Annotated in this window: 16 protein-coding genes and 1 riboswitch; of the genes, 6 read left to right on the forward strand and 10 right to left on the reverse strand. The window is 70.1% G+C overall.

The window, feature by feature from the left end; genetic code table 11:
* The first annotated feature begins 73 nt into the window (after window positions 1-73).
* Window positions 74-781 carry a hypothetical protein gene (locus JHY01_RS10635; RefSeq protein WP_205325613.1) on the forward strand — a complete coding sequence of 236 codons (708 nt, stop codon included), beginning with the start codon at window positions 74-76 and terminating at the stop codon, window positions 779-781.
* Window positions 782-922: 141 nt separating this feature from the next.
* On the forward strand, window positions 923-1,288 hold the full coding sequence (locus tag JHY01_RS10640) for a hypothetical protein (RefSeq protein WP_205325614.1): 366 nt from the start codon (window positions 923-925) through the stop codon (window positions 1,286-1,288).
* A gap of 17 nt (window positions 1,289-1,305) precedes the next feature.
* Here the strand turns inward: JHY01_RS10640 and JHY01_RS10645 are convergent, their stop codons facing one another.
* Window positions 1,306-2,997, reverse strand: a complete 1,692-nt coding sequence (locus JHY01_RS10645; protein ID WP_205325615.1) for a glycoside hydrolase family 2 protein — start codon at window positions 2,995-2,997, stop codon at window positions 1,306-1,308.
* 88 nt (window positions 2,998-3,085) lie between these two features.
* Complete coding sequence (locus tag JHY01_RS10650; RefSeq protein ID WP_205325616.1) at window positions 3,086-3,820, reverse strand: TetR/AcrR family transcriptional regulator; 735 nt, start codon at window positions 3,818-3,820, stop codon at window positions 3,086-3,088.
* A gap of 108 nt (window positions 3,821-3,928) precedes the next feature.
* Here JHY01_RS10650 and JHY01_RS10655 point away from each other — a divergent pair, with 108 nt between their 5' ends.
* Window positions 3,929-4,840 (forward strand): NmrA family NAD(P)-binding protein, encoded by a 912-nt coding sequence (locus JHY01_RS10655; protein WP_205325617.1) that lies wholly within the window; start codon window positions 3,929-3,931, stop codon window positions 4,838-4,840.
* Here the strand turns inward: JHY01_RS10655 and JHY01_RS10660 are convergent.
* Window positions 4,833-5,114 carry a DUF1905 domain-containing protein gene (locus JHY01_RS10660; RefSeq protein ID WP_205325618.1) on the reverse strand — a complete coding sequence of 94 codons (282 nt, stop codon included), beginning with the start codon at window positions 5,112-5,114 and terminating at the stop codon, window positions 4,833-4,835. The two genes, JHY01_RS10655 and JHY01_RS10660, sit on opposite strands and share 8 nt — an antisense overlap.
* Before the next feature lie 148 nt (window positions 5,115-5,262).
* On the opposite strand from JHY01_RS10660, the gene JHY01_RS10665 reads away from it, so the two are divergent.
* Complete coding sequence (locus JHY01_RS10665; protein ID WP_205325619.1) at window positions 5,263-6,723, forward strand: glycosyltransferase family 39 protein; 1,461 nt, start codon at window positions 5,263-5,265, stop codon at window positions 6,721-6,723.
* Here JHY01_RS10665 and JHY01_RS10670 read toward each other — a convergent pair.
* Complete coding sequence (locus JHY01_RS10670; protein ID WP_205325620.1) at window positions 6,714-7,169, reverse strand: VOC family protein; 456 nt, start codon at window positions 7,167-7,169, stop codon at window positions 6,714-6,716. The genes JHY01_RS10665 and JHY01_RS10670 overlap by 10 nt on opposite strands.
* A gap of 90 nt (window positions 7,170-7,259) precedes the next feature.
* Between JHY01_RS10670 and JHY01_RS10675 the strand changes: the two genes are divergently transcribed.
* A complete protein-coding gene (locus tag JHY01_RS10675) occupies window positions 7,260-7,838 on the forward strand; it encodes a TetR/AcrR family transcriptional regulator (RefSeq protein ID WP_205325621.1) in 579 nt (192 codons plus the stop codon).
* Window positions 7,839-7,992: 154 nt separating this feature from the next.
* Entirely contained in the window at window positions 7,993-8,415 is a 423-nt protein-coding gene (locus JHY01_RS10680; RefSeq protein WP_205325622.1) for an ester cyclase, read from the forward strand.
* Window positions 8,416-8,485: 70 nt separating this feature from the next.
* Here JHY01_RS10680 and ribH read toward each other — a convergent pair whose 3' ends face one another.
* The 6 genes from ribH to JHY01_RS10710 form a co-directional block, all read right to left on the reverse strand.
* Window positions 8,486-8,956: a 6,7-dimethyl-8-ribityllumazine synthase gene (gene ribH / locus JHY01_RS10685; protein ID WP_205325623.1), complete on the reverse strand. Its 471-nt coding sequence runs from the start codon at window positions 8,954-8,956 to the stop codon at window positions 8,486-8,488.
* Window positions 8,956-10,218 (reverse strand): bifunctional 3,4-dihydroxy-2-butanone-4-phosphate synthase/GTP cyclohydrolase II, encoded by a 1,263-nt coding sequence (locus JHY01_RS10690; RefSeq protein WP_205325624.1) that lies wholly within the window; start codon window positions 10,216-10,218, stop codon window positions 8,956-8,958. The genes ribH and JHY01_RS10690 overlap by 1 nt, the downstream gene beginning before the upstream one ends.
* Window positions 10,218-10,805 (reverse strand): riboflavin synthase, encoded by a 588-nt coding sequence (locus JHY01_RS10695; protein WP_205325625.1) that lies wholly within the window; start codon window positions 10,803-10,805, stop codon window positions 10,218-10,220. Before JHY01_RS10695 ends, JHY01_RS10690 begins: the two co-directional genes overlap by 1 nt.
* A gap of 89 nt (window positions 10,806-10,894) precedes the next feature.
* A riboswitch (FMN riboswitch) is annotated at window positions 10,895-11,038 on the reverse strand.
* A gap of 79 nt (window positions 11,039-11,117) precedes the next feature.
* A complete protein-coding gene (locus tag JHY01_RS10700; RefSeq protein WP_205325626.1) occupies window positions 11,118-12,107 on the reverse strand; it encodes a diguanylate cyclase in 990 nt (329 codons plus the stop codon).
* Window positions 12,108-12,114: 7 nt separating this feature from the next.
* Window positions 12,115-12,810: a ribulose-phosphate 3-epimerase gene (rpe, locus tag JHY01_RS10705; RefSeq protein WP_307814373.1), complete on the reverse strand. Its 696-nt coding sequence runs from the start codon at window positions 12,808-12,810 to the stop codon at window positions 12,115-12,117.
* Window positions 12,811-12,875: 65 nt separating this feature from the next.
* The gene (locus JHY01_RS10710; protein ID WP_205325627.1) at window positions 12,876-14,240 is read right to left on the reverse strand and encodes a glycoside hydrolase family 6 protein; all 1,365 of its coding nucleotides are present in this window, start codon (window positions 14,238-14,240) and stop codon (window positions 12,876-12,878) included.
* Window positions 14,241-14,313 lie beyond the last annotated feature (73 nt).

Here is a 14,313-nt window from a genome sequence, read left to right on the forward strand (position 1 = left end):
GGATTTGTCGATATTTAATCGTCGATATCCTCCCGGTGACTGAAACCATGACCTCGAGAAAGGCATGCTCTTCATGCGACGCAGATCGATCCTCTCCGCCGCGCTGGCCGCCCCCCTGGCCACCGCGGGCGCCGTCGGCGCCCTCCAGTCCCCCGCGCAGGCCGCCAACTGGTCCTCCTCGGACCGCTGGGGATCCTGGCAGAACGGCGCCTACACGCTCTACAACAACGTCTGGGGCGGCGGCTACGGGCCGCAGTCGATCTGGGCGAACTCCTACAGCAACTGGGGCGTGTGGGCGAACCACCCGAACACCGGCGGGATCAAGTCCTACCCGAACGTCTCCTACACGCTGGGGCGCAACGTCTCCAACATGGGGAACGTGTCCAGCTCCTTCAACGCCACCGTGCCCGGCTCGGGCTCGGGCCTGGCGTACAACACCACCTACGACGTGTGGGGCAACGGCCACGCGCACGAGATCATGATCTGGACGCAGTGGACGTCCAACGTCGGCCCGATCGGCGGCTACGTCACCAACGTCAACCTCGGCGGACGCAACTGGAACTACCACCAGGGGCACAACGGCGGCAACCCCGTCTACAGCTTCATGGCGACGAGCCAGTTCACGAGCGGCACGGTGAACATCACGCCGATCTGCCAGTGGCTGGTGAACCAGGGCCGGATGCCCAACGTGCGCATCGACCAGATCCAGCTCGGCTGGGAGATCACCTCGTCCTCCGGCGGGCGCGACTTCCGGATGAACAGCTACTCGCTCTCGACCTAGATCGGCGGCCGCGATGCCTTGAACCGCGGAAATCTTCACGGTTCAAGGCATCGCATTCGTTGTCGTACTGGGTAAACTCCGGGTTGACGGCATCCGGGCCCACGGCTCGGGACGCCGGTCCGACCGAGGGAGGGTGCGACCATGAAATCGCAGAAGGAAATGCCGGACCACGGCGGGGAACCGGCGGACGAGAGCGACGCGCTGCGCCTGTCCGACCTCGCCGAGAACGAGGGCGCCCGCATGGAATTCGACGAGTACGGCACCGATGACGACCTCTGGCCCGCCGCCAGGAACGGCCGCCGCACGCTCGCCCTCGCCGCGGCCGCGGTGGTCGTGGTGGCGGCCGCGGTGGTCGGAGGCAAGATCGCCTACGACCGGCGCAGATCCGCGAAGGGCTACCAGCGGGCAGTCTCGGCGCTGGAGGACGCGCGCGAGGCGCTCCTCTCGGCGGCCTCCGAGCTTCCCGAGCGCGGCCGTGAGGCCCTGCAGAAGGTCAAGCGCCGCTGAGGCGATCCGCCCGCGCGTCATGCCTGGTCGCGACGGCCGTGCTCCCCTCGAAAGTGCCCCTGCACGGTCCGGTAGGCCAGTTTGGGGCGGCGGTACTCGTCGATGAGGCCCTTGTCGTTCACGCCGCGCGGGCGCCGGAGCAGGAAGTCCCGCTGCTCGGTGGTCCTGAAGTCGCCGAGCACCCAGATGGCGAGGCCCGAGATCCGGTCCTGGCCGTCGAGGAGATGCCCGATCACGGTGTCGAGCAGGCGCGACTGGTAGTCCTCGGTCCACAGTGATCCGAGCTGGTCGACGTGGCCCGGCACCGCGCCCGCGCCGATCTCGGAGATGATGAGCGGCTTGTCCCCCAGTCCGAGGGCGTCCACGCGGGCGCTGATGCGGTCGAGCTCGCCCGGGATGTCGGGGAGGTCGCCGAAGTACCAGCCCGGGTAGGTGTTCGCGGCGACGACGTCGACCAGGTCGAAGCACTTGTCGTCATGGGCGTTGATGGCCGCGTAGGTGACCGGGCGGGAGTCGTCGAGCTCGCGCAGGCGCCCGAGCAGCGTCGCATAGACCGGCCGCCCCGCTTCGGACCAGCTCGGGCACTCGTTCAGGATGCCCCAAAGGATGATCGAAGGGTGGTTCTGCGAGGCGGCGACCATCTCGTCGATGTGCGCGACCTGCGCTTCGATGAAGCCGGGGTCGGTGAGGTGCTCGACCGGGTACTGCCAGCCGATCGACTCGCACCACACCAGGATGCCGGCCTCGTCGCACAGGTCGAGGAACAGCGGGTCGAGCGGGTAGTGGCTGCCGCGCACGAAGTTGCAGCCGAGGTCCTGGAGCTGCTGCACGTCGTTGACGAGCAGCGCTTCGGGCTGGGTGTGACCGAACTGCGGGTGGGCTTCGTGGCGGTTGACGCCCATGAGCGTGAGGGGTTCGCCGTTGACGGTGATGCGAGCGTTCTCGGTGCCGATCTCGCGGAGGCCGAAGCGCTCGCGCAGATCGTCGTCGCCGAGGCGCACGGTGAGGATGCCCAGGTTCGGCTCGGCGGGCGACCATGGTGCGGCCCAAGGGAGTTCGAGGATGCGTTCGAGGCTGCCGGAGGTCTGGAGGTCGACCGGTTCGGTGAGGACGGTCCGGCCGTCGCACTCGATCTCGAGCGGCACCTGCGTTGCGGTGCCCGCCGAGTAGTCGATGCGGACGCTCACACGCCGGTCGGCGACCGACTCGGTGGCGACCCGCAGTCCGTCGATCCGCACCGGGCCCAGCCGGTGGAGCTCGACGCTGCGGGAGAGGCCCCCGTACGCGTACCAGTCGAAGTGCTCCATGTGGAGCGGGGAGCGCTCGTCGAACCGGTTGTCGACGAGGACGACGATCTCGGCGGTGCCCGCGTCGGCCTCGGTCTCGGCCGTGAAGCGCGAGAAGCCGCCGGCGTGCTCCTGGATGCGTTCGCCGTTCCAGAAGGCGCGGCACCAGTGCTGGACGCCGTCGAAGACGAGGCGCTGCACGCCGGACTCGACGTGGACGCGGATGCGGTACGCGGCCAGGCCGCGCTTCCCGGCGTAGGCGGGAGTGGCGTCGAAGCAGCCGGGCACCGCCATCACGTCGTCGAAGGCGATCCGGTCGACGGCGATCGAGTCGGGGTCGGCGTCGCCCAGGAACGCGAAGTCCCAGATGCCGTCGAGCGCGGCGACCTCGCGCCGCTCGTGAGTGGCGAACCTGCGGGCCATGGCGGCCTCCTCCAGTGGTCTCGGCAGATGCGGGACCGATCCTAGGCGAGCGGTTGCCAAAGGGGAAGGCCTTGAGGCCGACCTGTGACTACGTAGTCTTGCGTTTCTCGCGGAACGCCTTCTGGCGGCAGGCCCCCGAGCAGTACTTCGCGGGGCGACCGGTGGCAGTCTCGGGAAGCGGGCCGCCGCAGACCGGGCAGTTCCGTTTCGTTTCGTTACGGAGTTCGGCAATCGCCGGGGTTTCGTTACGAACCTCAGGGTTTCGTTTCGCGCGGAAGCCGTCCCAGAGGACTTCCAGAAGCCGTTGGGCGCGTGCGGGATCGTCGATCCTGGCCGTGCAGCCGGTGAGCAGGGCGCGCACGTCCTCGACATCGAGGTCGCTCCTGACCACGCCCGCCCGCTGGGCCCGCGCGAGCAGGAGCGAGAGTGGGGAGTCGAGCACGCAGCGGCCGATCGCCTTGGAGGGCTCCTGCCAGTCGCCGCGCGCGACCAGGGCCTCGCAGATCGCCCTGTTGGCGAGGGCCTGCTCGGTGATGAACCGCAGGTAGGAGAAGAAGGCCGTTTCCGGGTCGGGCATGGCCAGCGCCCGCTCGCCGTACTCCCCCAGCTGGCCGAGCCGCTGGTCGAGGACGGTGGCGAGCAGCGCGTCCTTGGTCGGGAAGTGCCGGTAGACGGTGCCCGCGCCGACGCCGGCAGCGACGGCGATCTCGTTGAGGGACACCGCGGCACCGCGTTCGGCGAAGAGCCGGTCGGCCGTCTCGAGGACGTTCTGGCGGTTGCGCTGGGAGTCGGCGCGTTCGGCGCGCCGGGCGGTGGCGGGCATGGGTCCCCCTCTCGTGGACTCGCTTAAACGGGTGTAGTGTTCCGTTTCAGAAACCGGGTCGCCTCTCCCGATAGTAGTCGGCGCACCCCGTGAACGAAAGGAACACCCATGCCTGCATCCGAGAAGACCGTCCTCGTGACCGGCGCGACCGGCCGCCAGGGCGGGGCCGTCGCCGCCCGACTGCTCGCCGACGGCTGGCACGTGCGGGCCCTCACCCGCGACCCCGGTGGCGCGAAGGCCAAGACGCTCAAAGAGGCCGGGGTCGAAGTCGTCGCCGGCGACCTCGACGACCGGGCCTCGCTCGACGCCGCCGCGGCGGGCGCCTTCGGCGTCTTCAGCGTGCACGCCGGAGCCTACGAGGGCGGCCCCTACGGACACGACCTCGACCACGAGCGCCGCAGCGCCGCGAACATCGGCGCCGCCGCGAAGGCCGCGGGCGTCGCGCACCTCGTGCACTCGTCCTCGATCGGAGTCGGCGGCCCCCTCGAAGCCGTGATGGACATGCTGCAGCGCAAGGCCGAAGCCGAGCGCGCGATCGGCGCGAGCGGGGTGCCGCACACGATCCTGCGCCCGAGCTCGTTCATGGAGAACACGTTCGACTCCTTCCGCGAGCTGCAGGACGGCGCGCTGGTCTCGATGCTCAACGCCGACACGCTCGAGCCGCACATCGCCGCCGACGACATCGCCGCCTTCGCCGCGATCGCGTTCGCCGACCCGGAACGGCACCGGGGGCAGGTGTACGAGCTGGCCGGCGACAACCTCGGCCAGACCGAAAAGGCCGCGCTCATCGGCCGCGTCGTCGGACGCGAGGTGCCCTACATCGGCATCACGGCCGACCAGGTCGCCGCGGACAGCCCCTCCACCGCGAAGATGCTGGGCATCCTCAACGCGCACCCCCTGCCCGTCGACATCGAGGCGCTGCGCGAGATCCACCCCGGCCTGCTCACGTTCGAGCAGTGGATGACCGGGATCGGCAAGCCCCTGGTCGACGCGTACTTCGCGCGCATCGACGCTAAGTGAGCCGCTGAGTCAGGTGGACGGTCACCGCCTCGCCCGCCGCCCTCTTGCCGATGGCCTTGCACAGCGCGGCCCGCACCGGGAGCCAGTGCGGGCCCGAGCCGGAGGGCATGAGCGTGGCGGCGAACTCGTGGCCGTCCATGGTCCCGGTCACCTTCACGGCCCTGCGGGTGCCGAGCAGCTCGGCCGAGCCGGGCACGGTCAGGAAGGTCGCGAAGGCGCCGTCCTTCTCGATGGGCGCGGTGAACGTGTAGTCCATGGTCTGTGGTTCGGGCATGTCGAATCCTCCTCGTAGTGCCTACCGGTGAGGACGAGGTCCGCGTCGCGGATTCATCGGTGTCCGGAGGCCGGGACGGGCTGGCGGGTTGCGTCCGTCCGTCCACTGCGGCAGGATCGGGGCCACCCCCGGACACGAAGGCCCGCCCATGCAGCCCCCTCCCCTGTACCGCGCCCACCTCGCCGCCGCCTCCGCAGTGCTCGCCACCGTCCTCGCGGCCCTCAACGGCCGCTACGACTACCACCGCGACGAGCTGTACTTCCGGATGCTCGAGCCCGCGTGGGGGTACGTGGACCAGCCGCCGCTCACGCCGCTCCTCGGGAAGGCCGCCGTCGCGCTGCTCGGCGATTCCCTGTGGGCCTTGAGGTTCCCGTCGATCCTGTGCATGGTCGGGCTCCTGTGGATCGGGGCGCTGCTGACGCGCGAACTCGGCGGCGGCAGGGCCGCGCAGGCCCTCTGCGCGTGGGGCCTGGCGTTCGGCGGGGTCGCGCTCGCGTTCGGTCACCAGCTCTCGACGAACTCGGTCGACCTGGCGGTGTGGACGGCGGCGCTGCTGTTCGCGGTGAAGGCGCTCCTGCGGGACCGGCCGCAGTGGTGGCTCGCGGTCGGCGCGGTGGCCGGGATCGGCTTGTACAACAAGCATCTCGTCGTGCTGCTGCTCCTCAGCCTCGGCCTGGCGCTGCTCGCGGCCGGGCCGCGGGCGGTCCTGCTGTCGAAGTGGCTGTGGGCCGGGGTCGCGGTCGCGCTGGTGATCGGCTCGCCGAACCTCGTCTACCAGGCGACCCACGATTGGCCGCAGCTGGAGATGGCCGCGGCCATCAACGAGACGGACGGCACGGAGAATCGGATCCTGCTGCTGCCCTTCCAGTTCCTGCTGGTCGGGCTGTTCCTCGTGCCGGTCTGGATAGCCGGGTTCATCGCGCTGCTGCGCAGGCCCGAGTGGCGGCCGGTCCGGGCGCTGGCCGTGGCCTATCCGGTGCTGCTGCTGGTCACGCTGGTGAGCGGCGGCCAGTTCTACTACCCGATGGGCCTGGTCTTCGCCCTGTACGCGGCCGGATGCGTCCCGGTCGCGGCTTGGGCGAGCACGGTGGGCCGTCGCCGGATGCCGGTGGTCGGTGTGGTGCTCAACAGTGCGGTTTCAGCTCTGGTCGCACTGCCGCTGCTCCCTGTCGAAGTCGTCGGCGATACGCCGATCCCCGACATGAACAGCTCTGTCCCGGACGGGGTCGGTTGGCAGGCGTACACCGACCAGGTGGAGGCCGTGGCCGCCTCACTTCCCGCCGGGGAGGCCGCGCACGCGGCGATCATCACCGCGAACTACGGCGAGGCCGGGGCGCTACTGCGATACGGGGAGGGCCTGCCGCCGGTCTTCAGCGGCCACAACGAACTCCACGAGTACGGCCCGCCTCCGGAGGACACCGGCACGGTCGTCACCGTGGGTCTGGAGCTCGCGACCCTGCTCCCCTACTTCGACTCGTGCGAGCGGGCCGCCGAGCTCGACAACGGCCTCGGTGTCGACAACGAGGAGCAGGGACAGGTGATCGGCGTCTGCCGCGGCCCGGTCCTCGCATGGGACCGGATCTGGCCGCGGCTCCAGCACTACGGCTGAGCCGCGGCACCCCCCGGCTCATGTCCCGGCGCGTACTGCTCGGCGAACTCGCCTTCGGCGGGGACGACCGTGATGACGTCGATCATGACGCCGTCGGGGGCCTCGCAGATGAAGTGACGCTGGCCGAACGCCTCGGTGCGCAGCGGCAGGAGCTCTCGCAGGCCGGCCTCGCCGACCAGGCGCCGGTGCTCGGCGTCGACGTCGTCGACCTCGAAGTTGAGGATCAACCCGCCGGTCAGCGACCCGCGGTGTCCTTCGGGGACCGTGGGATGGGTGCCGTCGAGCAGCGCCAGTTCGTATTCCGGGGCGTCGGGTCGGTGCAGGCTCACGTACCAGTCGGCGGTGAAGGTGGCCTCGAATCCGAAGTGGCGCGAATAGAACTCGTGAGCGGCGGCGACGTCGCCGGTGGCGATCACCGGGTAGAAGCCGCTGAGTCGGGCGGTCATTGCGGGGTCTCCGTTCCTCGATTTCACATACCGCGAGTATGTGAATCTCGATGCTAACATACCCCGGGTATGCGAAAGTGAGGTCGCGGCATGACCAGGGCCGATCAGCGGGAGGCGACGCGGCGGGCGCTGCTCGCCGAAGGACGGAGGCGATTCGCCGACGATGGGTACCACCACGTGGTCCTGGCCGAGGTGGCGCGGGCCATCGGGGCCACCAAGGGCGCGGCCTACCACCATTTCGGGAGCAAGACCGGGCTGTTCCGGGCGGTGGTCGCCGAGCTTCAGAGCGAGCTCGGGGACCGCGTGGCGGCCGCAGCGGCCGCGCGGGAGGACCGGTGGGAGCAGCTGCGCGCCGGATGCCGGGCGTTCCTGGCGTCGGGAACCGATCCGGCCGTGCGACGGGTGCTCCTGGAGGACGCCCCGGTCGTGCTCGGATGGGAGGAATGGCGCGCGATGGACGAGGCGTCGTCGGCGCGGCACCTCGCCGAAGCCCTCACGGCGCTGATGGACGCGAAGGTGATCGCCGTGCAGCCGATCGAGCCGCTTACACGGCTCCTGTCGGGGGCGATGAACGAAGCCGCGCTGTGGATCGCCCGGTCCGGGGACCCGGCGGCGCTCGACCAGGCGACGGCCGCGCTGGACCGGCTCCTGGAGGGCCTGCGGACATAGCGATGGCCCGCCGGACGCGGCTCGGCCGCGACAGACGGTGCCATGCCGGTACGGACGGGACGTCTTCCCAGTTCAAGCTCGGTCGGCTCATATCTCCGAAGGTGTCCCGACCGGCGGGCAGCACAGCATAATCGGCCGTGAGGAGGTGATGGCCATGGGCCAAGCCAGAGAGGTATTGGACCGGATGACCGAGGCTGCAGTCGGCATGCACGACGTCGACGCCGCGGTCGAGCTGTACAGCGACGACGCCGTGGTGATAACACCCGACGTCGGAACGGTCAAGGGCCACGACAAGATCGCCGAGTACTGGCATCAGTTCATCGACGCGTTCCCTGACGCCGCCTACGAGACGACCATGAAACTCGAATCCGACGGCAGGGCGGTCGACGAGGGCTTCTTCGTCGGCACCAACACCGGGGACATGACGATGCCATCGGGCGAGACGGTCTCGGCCACCGGGAAGAAGGTGAAGCTTCGCAGTTGCGACATCGCGACCGTGAAGGACGGCAAGATCACCGAGCATCACCTGTACTTCGACGAATCGGAGTTCGAGCGCCAGCTCGGGCTCTCCAGTTGAAGACGCGACCGGTCTGCACCATCGGTCCTACACGCGGCCCCTGCCTCGAAAAGGCAGGGGCCGCACGGCGTCAATCGAGCGAGCGGATCGCCAGCGCCGCGCCGAGGGCGGCGACGACCGCCTCGTAGCCCTTGTCCTCAGTGGAGTCGGGGTATCCGGCGCGGGCGAGGGCCTGCTCCTGGTTGTCTACGGTGAGCACGCCGTGGGCGACGGGGGTCGACTCGTCGAGTGCGACCCGGGTGAGCCCTTCGGTGACGGACTTGCACACGTAGTCGAAGTGGGCGGTGCCGCCGCGGATGACGGTGCCGAGGGCGACCACGGCGTCGTACCTGCGGGCGAGCGCCTGCGCGGCGATCGGCAGTTCGACCGCCCCGGCGACGTGCAGGACCTTCACGTCGGCGACCTTGGCGTCGGCGGCGGCCTCGAGCGCGCGCTTGAGCAGCTGGCCGACGATCTCGGTGTTCCAGTCGGTGGCGACGATGCCGAGGGTGAGCCCGGCGGCGTCGGGGACGTTGACCTCGGGTGCTCCGTGTCCGGCCATCAGGCGGCCTCTCTTGTCAGCGCGGTTTCCATTGCGAGGACGGGCGCGGGCAGGTCGGCGAGCAGGTGGCCCATGCGGTCGCGCTTGGTCGTCAGGTAGGCGAGGTTGTCGGGCGTGGCGTAGGTCGGCAGAGCGACCCGGTCGATGACCTCGAGGCCGTGGCCTTCGATGCCGGCGCGTTTGTCCGGGTTGTTGGTCAGCAGCCGCATCGACTTGATGCCGAGGTCGTCGAGGATCTGCGCGCCGATGGCCCAGTCGCGGGCGTCGGCGGGCAGGCCCAGTTCGAGGTTCGCGTCGACGGTGTCGCGGCCCTGGTCCTGGAGCTGGTAGGCCTGAAGCTTGTGGACCAGGCCGATGCCGCGGCCCTCGTGGCCCCGCATGTAGAGCACGACGCCGCGGCCCTCGGCCTCGACGGCGCGCAGCGCGGACTGGAGCTGGGGGCCGCAGTCGCAGCGCAGGGAGCCGAAGGCGTCGCCGGTGAGGCATTCGGAGTGGACGCGCACGAGCACGTCTTCGCCGTTGCCGATGTCGCCCTTGACGAGGGCGACGTGCTCGTTGCCGTCGAAGACGGCGCGGTAGCCGATGGCGGTGAACTGGCCGGCCTCGAGCGGGAGGCGGGCCTCGGCGAGGCGCTTGACGTGGACCTCGTTGCGCTGGCGCCATTCGACGAGCTGGGCGACGGTGATGAGCGCGAGGCCGTGCTCGTCGGCGAATTCGCGGAGCTCGGGCAGTCGCATCATGGTGCCGTCGTCGTTCATCATCTCGCTGAGGACGCCGACGGGTTCCTTGCCCGCGAGGCGGGCCAGGTCCACGGCGGCCTCGGTGTGGCCGGTGCGGACGAGCACGCCGCCTTCTTTGGCGCGCAGCGGGACCACGTGGCCGGGGCGGCTCAGGTCGCCTGCGACCGTGACCGGGTTGGCGAGCACGCTGATGGTGTGGGCGCGGTCGGCGGCGGAGATGCCGGTGGCGATGCCGCGGCGGGCGTCGACCGTGACCGTGTAGGCGGTGCCGCGCGGGTCCTGGTTCTCGGCCGCCTGCGGCGGCAGTTGGAGCAGGTCGGCACGATCGGGCAGCATCGGCACGCACAGGTAGCCGCCGGTGTGGCGGATGGTGAACGCGACGAGCTCGGGCGTGGCGTCTTGGGCGGCGAAGATGATGTCGCCCTCGTTCTCGCGGCCTTCGTCGTCGGCGACGATGACGGCCCGGCCCGCGGCGATCGCGGCGATCGCGTCTTCGACGGTGTCCATGCGGATGTCGTTCATCAGATGCTCCCGGCTGACTGGAGGAGTTTCTCGACGTGCTTGGCGACGACGTCGGTCTCGATGTGGACGGGGTCGCCGACCTGCTTGCGGCCCAGGGTGGTCGCTTCGAGCGTGGTGGGGATGAGGCCGACGCTGAACTCGTCGCCTTCGATGGCGGCCACGGTGAGCGAGGTGCCGTCGATGGTGATGGAGCCCTTCTCGACCACGTACTTGGCGAGGCCTTCGGGGAGGCGGAAGGTGACTTCCTCCCACTCGGCGGCGGGGGTGCGCTTGACGATGTGGGCGACGCCGTCCACGTGGCCCTGCACGAGGTGCCCGCCGAGGCGGGTGGTGAGGGTGGCGGCGCGCTCGAGGTTGACCGGGTCGCCGGGTTCGAGCTTGCCGATGACCGAGCGGCGGTAGGTCTCCTCCATGACGTCGGCGGTGAAGACATCGCCTTCGACGCTCACGACGGTGAGGCAGACGCCGTTGACGCTGATGGAGTCGCCGAGGGCGGCGTCGGAGGTGACGACGGGCCCGCGGACGGCCAGGAACGCTTCACTGGCCTTGACGACTTCGCCGAGTTCTTCGACGATTCCGGTGAACACGGTTGGAACTCCCTACCTTGCGTGGCGATCTGCGGCGCGCAGGCGGGGGTAAGAGGATGGTTCGCAGGGGCCACCAGTGGCCTCCTGCGCTGCGTCTGCTCCCATCCGGACTTTGACCGTCGGTCCTGGATTCTCACCAGGTCAACCGTCCGCTGGATGCGGACGGGTCGCGGACTCGCGGGCCTGGGCCCGCTCACCGCCGGCTCGGAATTTCACCGACCCCGCTGACGCGCGTTTGCTACAAGGAATTGTGCCACGTGGATATTCCGCCCGGGTCCTCACTGTGACGGACCCTACTGACGACAGGCGTCTTCATCCGTCGTTCGTCCAGAAGACGGGACGGCGGTTGGTACGGCCGGGCGCGCGGCCCTCGGGGAAGGCCACGTAGTTCCCGGGGTGGGATTTGGCGACGCTCTTGAGGGTGGTGGCCTCGGCGACGGCCTCGTACGCGTCGGCGAAGCGACGCATCGTGGAGAGCGCGACGCCGGTGGAGAGCGTGGGCAGGCGCGAGCGGGTGAGGCGGCGGGAGGTGCGGTCGGCGTGCTCGATGTAGCCGCGCTCGACGTCGCGCGGTTCGCAGAGTTGGCGGACGCGGCGCGCGAAGTGGTCGTTGAGGAAGCCGGTCACCGCTTCGGCGTGCTCGGGCAGGCACAGGATGGTGAAGTCGTCGCCGCCGACGTGGCCGAGGAAGACCGGGGCGGCCCCGGCGTCACCGGCGGCGGCGTACACGCATTCGGCGAGGGCCCGGATGAACTCGTCGCCGCGCACGAACCCGTACACGTCGTTCACCGCTTTGAACTGGTCGATATCGATGTAGCACAGGGCGAACGGGTCGCCGCGTTTGATCCAGGCCTGGAGTTCGCGGAGGATCCTGTCGTTGCCGGGCATGCCGGTGAGCGGGGAGGACTCGCGGACCTCGCGGTGGCGGCGGATCGCCGAGTCGATGCGGGCCGAGACCTCGGCGGGGTCGAAGGGCTTGGCGATGTAGTCGTCGGCCCCGGCCTTGAGTCCGGCGATCTTGTCGGCCGAGGAGGGCCCGGCGCCGAGGAGGATGAGCGGCAGGCTCGCGGTGGCCGGGTCGGCGCGGAGCTGGCGGGTGAGGGCGAGGCCGTCGATGAACGGCAGGTCGACTTCGAGCAGGACGATGCCGGGGCGGCGGAGCGCGATCCCGGCGAGCGCCTGGTAGCCGTCGCGCGCGAGCGCGGTGTCGAAGCCGTCGGCTCTCAGCCTCGCGGCGAGGAATTCGGCGATCTCGGGATCGTTGTCGGCGATGAGGACCAAATCGGGGGTGGCGGCTGGCATGTTCGCGTCATCCGGATGATCGCGCCGCGTCGGCGCGGGCGCGCAGGCGCCTGGCCGCATCGGCGGGGTCGGCCGCGCCGTAGATCGCGGTGCCGGCGACGAACGCGTCGGCTCCCGCCTCCGCGGCGGCGGCGATGGTGTCCTCGGCGATGCCGCCGTCGACCTCGATGCGCAGCTCCAGGTGTCCGGCGTCGGCGTGGCCGCGGGCGGTGCGGACCTTGCCGAGCAGCTCGGGCATGAACCTCTGGCCGCCGAAGCCGGCCTTGATCGTCATGATGAGCAGCGTGTCGAAGGCCGGGAGGATCTCGAGGTAGTCCTCGACGGGGGTGTCGCGGTCGATCGCGAGCCCGGCCTTGGAGCCTGCCGCGCGCAAGTCCTTCGCGAGCCGGACGGGGTCGTCGGCGGCTTCGGCGTGGAAGGTGACGTTGTAGGCGCCGAGTTCGGCGTAGCCGGGGGCCCAGCGCTCGGGGTCTTCGATCATGAGGTGGCAGTCGAGCGGGATGTCCGTGGCGGCCTTGAGGGACTTCACGACCGGCGGGCCGAGCGTGAGGTTGGGGACGAAGTGGTTGTCCATGACATCGACGTGAAGCCAGTCGACGGCCCCCTCGACCGCGTCGGCCGCCTCGGCGAGACGGGCGAAGTCCGCCGCCAGGAGACTCGGGGCGATGACGGTGTCGGCCTGCGCCGTTCGGAACTGTGCCACACGGACAGTGTAGGTCGCGGAACCGCGACGCAGGCCCGACACCGGGTGCCTGTTGTGATCTCAGGTCAGCACGGCACGTCCATGTCGGCCGCCGTCCCGGAGGCGACGAAGCCGAACAGCTCCTTGGTCTGGCCCGCCGCGACCGAGGCGTTCCAGCCGACGTCCTTGGCGGTGACGGTCTTCCCGGAGGTGGTCAGCTGCGTGTTCCAGCTGCTCGTGACCGCTTGGGAGCCGGGCCAGGTCCACGAGACCGTCCAGCCGTTCACGGCCTGGTCGGCGGTCATCGAGACCTTGCCCTGCCAGCCCGAGCCCCAGTCGCTGACGACGTCGATGTGGACCGTGCAGTCCGTCTCGCCGGGCCCGCCGGTGGTGGGATCGTCGCTGGTCGGACCGTCGGTCGGGCTGGTCACCGGGTCGGTCGGCTCGACCTGGCCGGGCCAGCCGCTGCCCGCGTTGTTGGCCAGCTCGTAAGCCAGGTCGGGGATGAACTGCCCCGCGGCGCCGGCGCAGCCGTCGGCCTCGCCGGGGAGTTTGACCCATAGGAACGCGTCGATGCCGTCGACGCCCGTGGACGTGGTCGGGAACTTGCCGATGGCGCGGCCGTCCGGGTCGCACCAGTCGTTGGGGTTGGGCGGGTTCAGCGGCCCGTTGCCGTTGCGGCTGGTGTCGATCACCGCGCGCTTGTCGGAGCCGACGATGCCGCGGATCTGGTTGGCGTAGGCGGTGGCCTCCTCCGTGGTGCGGTAGTTGGAGACGTTGAGCGAGAAGCCGTCGGCGTACTGGATGCCCGCGGCCTGGAGGCGGCTGCCGGCTTCGGCGGCGGTGAGCCAGGCCGAGTTCCCGGCGTCGAGGTAGACCTTGGCCTCAGAGCTGGCGGCGTTGAGCTTCTGGGCCGCGTAGCTGAGGGAGGTGTTGATCTCGGCGCGTTCGGAGGCGCTGTGGCAGTCGTGCGCGATCACATCGGGTTCGATCACGATGTAAGCGGGACCGTCGATCTCGTTCGCGATCTGGTCGATCCAGCCGCGGTAGGACTGGTGATCGGGGGCGCCGCCGCCGGAGTGCCCGCCGCAGTCGCGGTTGGGGATGCCGTAGACGACCATGACCGGGGCCGCGCCGGCCGAGGCCGCGCCGTCGACGACCGCGGCGACCTGCGCCGCGATGCCGCCGGCCGGGTTGTACTGGGTGAACCAGTTGCCCGCCGGGGTCTCGGCGATCCGGTCGCGGATCATGCTCGCGCGCCAGTCGTTCGGGTTCTGGTTCACCCAGCGGGCCGCGCCCGTGTTCGGGTTCGTCCACAGTGCTTGGGCCTGTGCGCTGACGTCCTCCTGCGCGCCCGCATTGGGGCTGAGGAGGAAGCCCGCGCTGAGTGCGGTCGCCACCGCGGTGGCGGCTCCCGCGACGATCGCCGCGAGTCGCTGTCGTCGTTTCATCTGGTGCTCCTAGGGTCAGTCGTGCCGGTAACCCGGGGAAATATTCACCCCTGTCAATGAATGGTAGCGCTTC

It is taken from the genome of Glycomyces sp. YM15, from assembly GCF_016918015.1.
In the GTDB taxonomy this organism is placed as follows: Bacteria; Actinomycetota; Actinomycetes; order Mycobacteriales; family Micromonosporaceae; genus Glycomyces.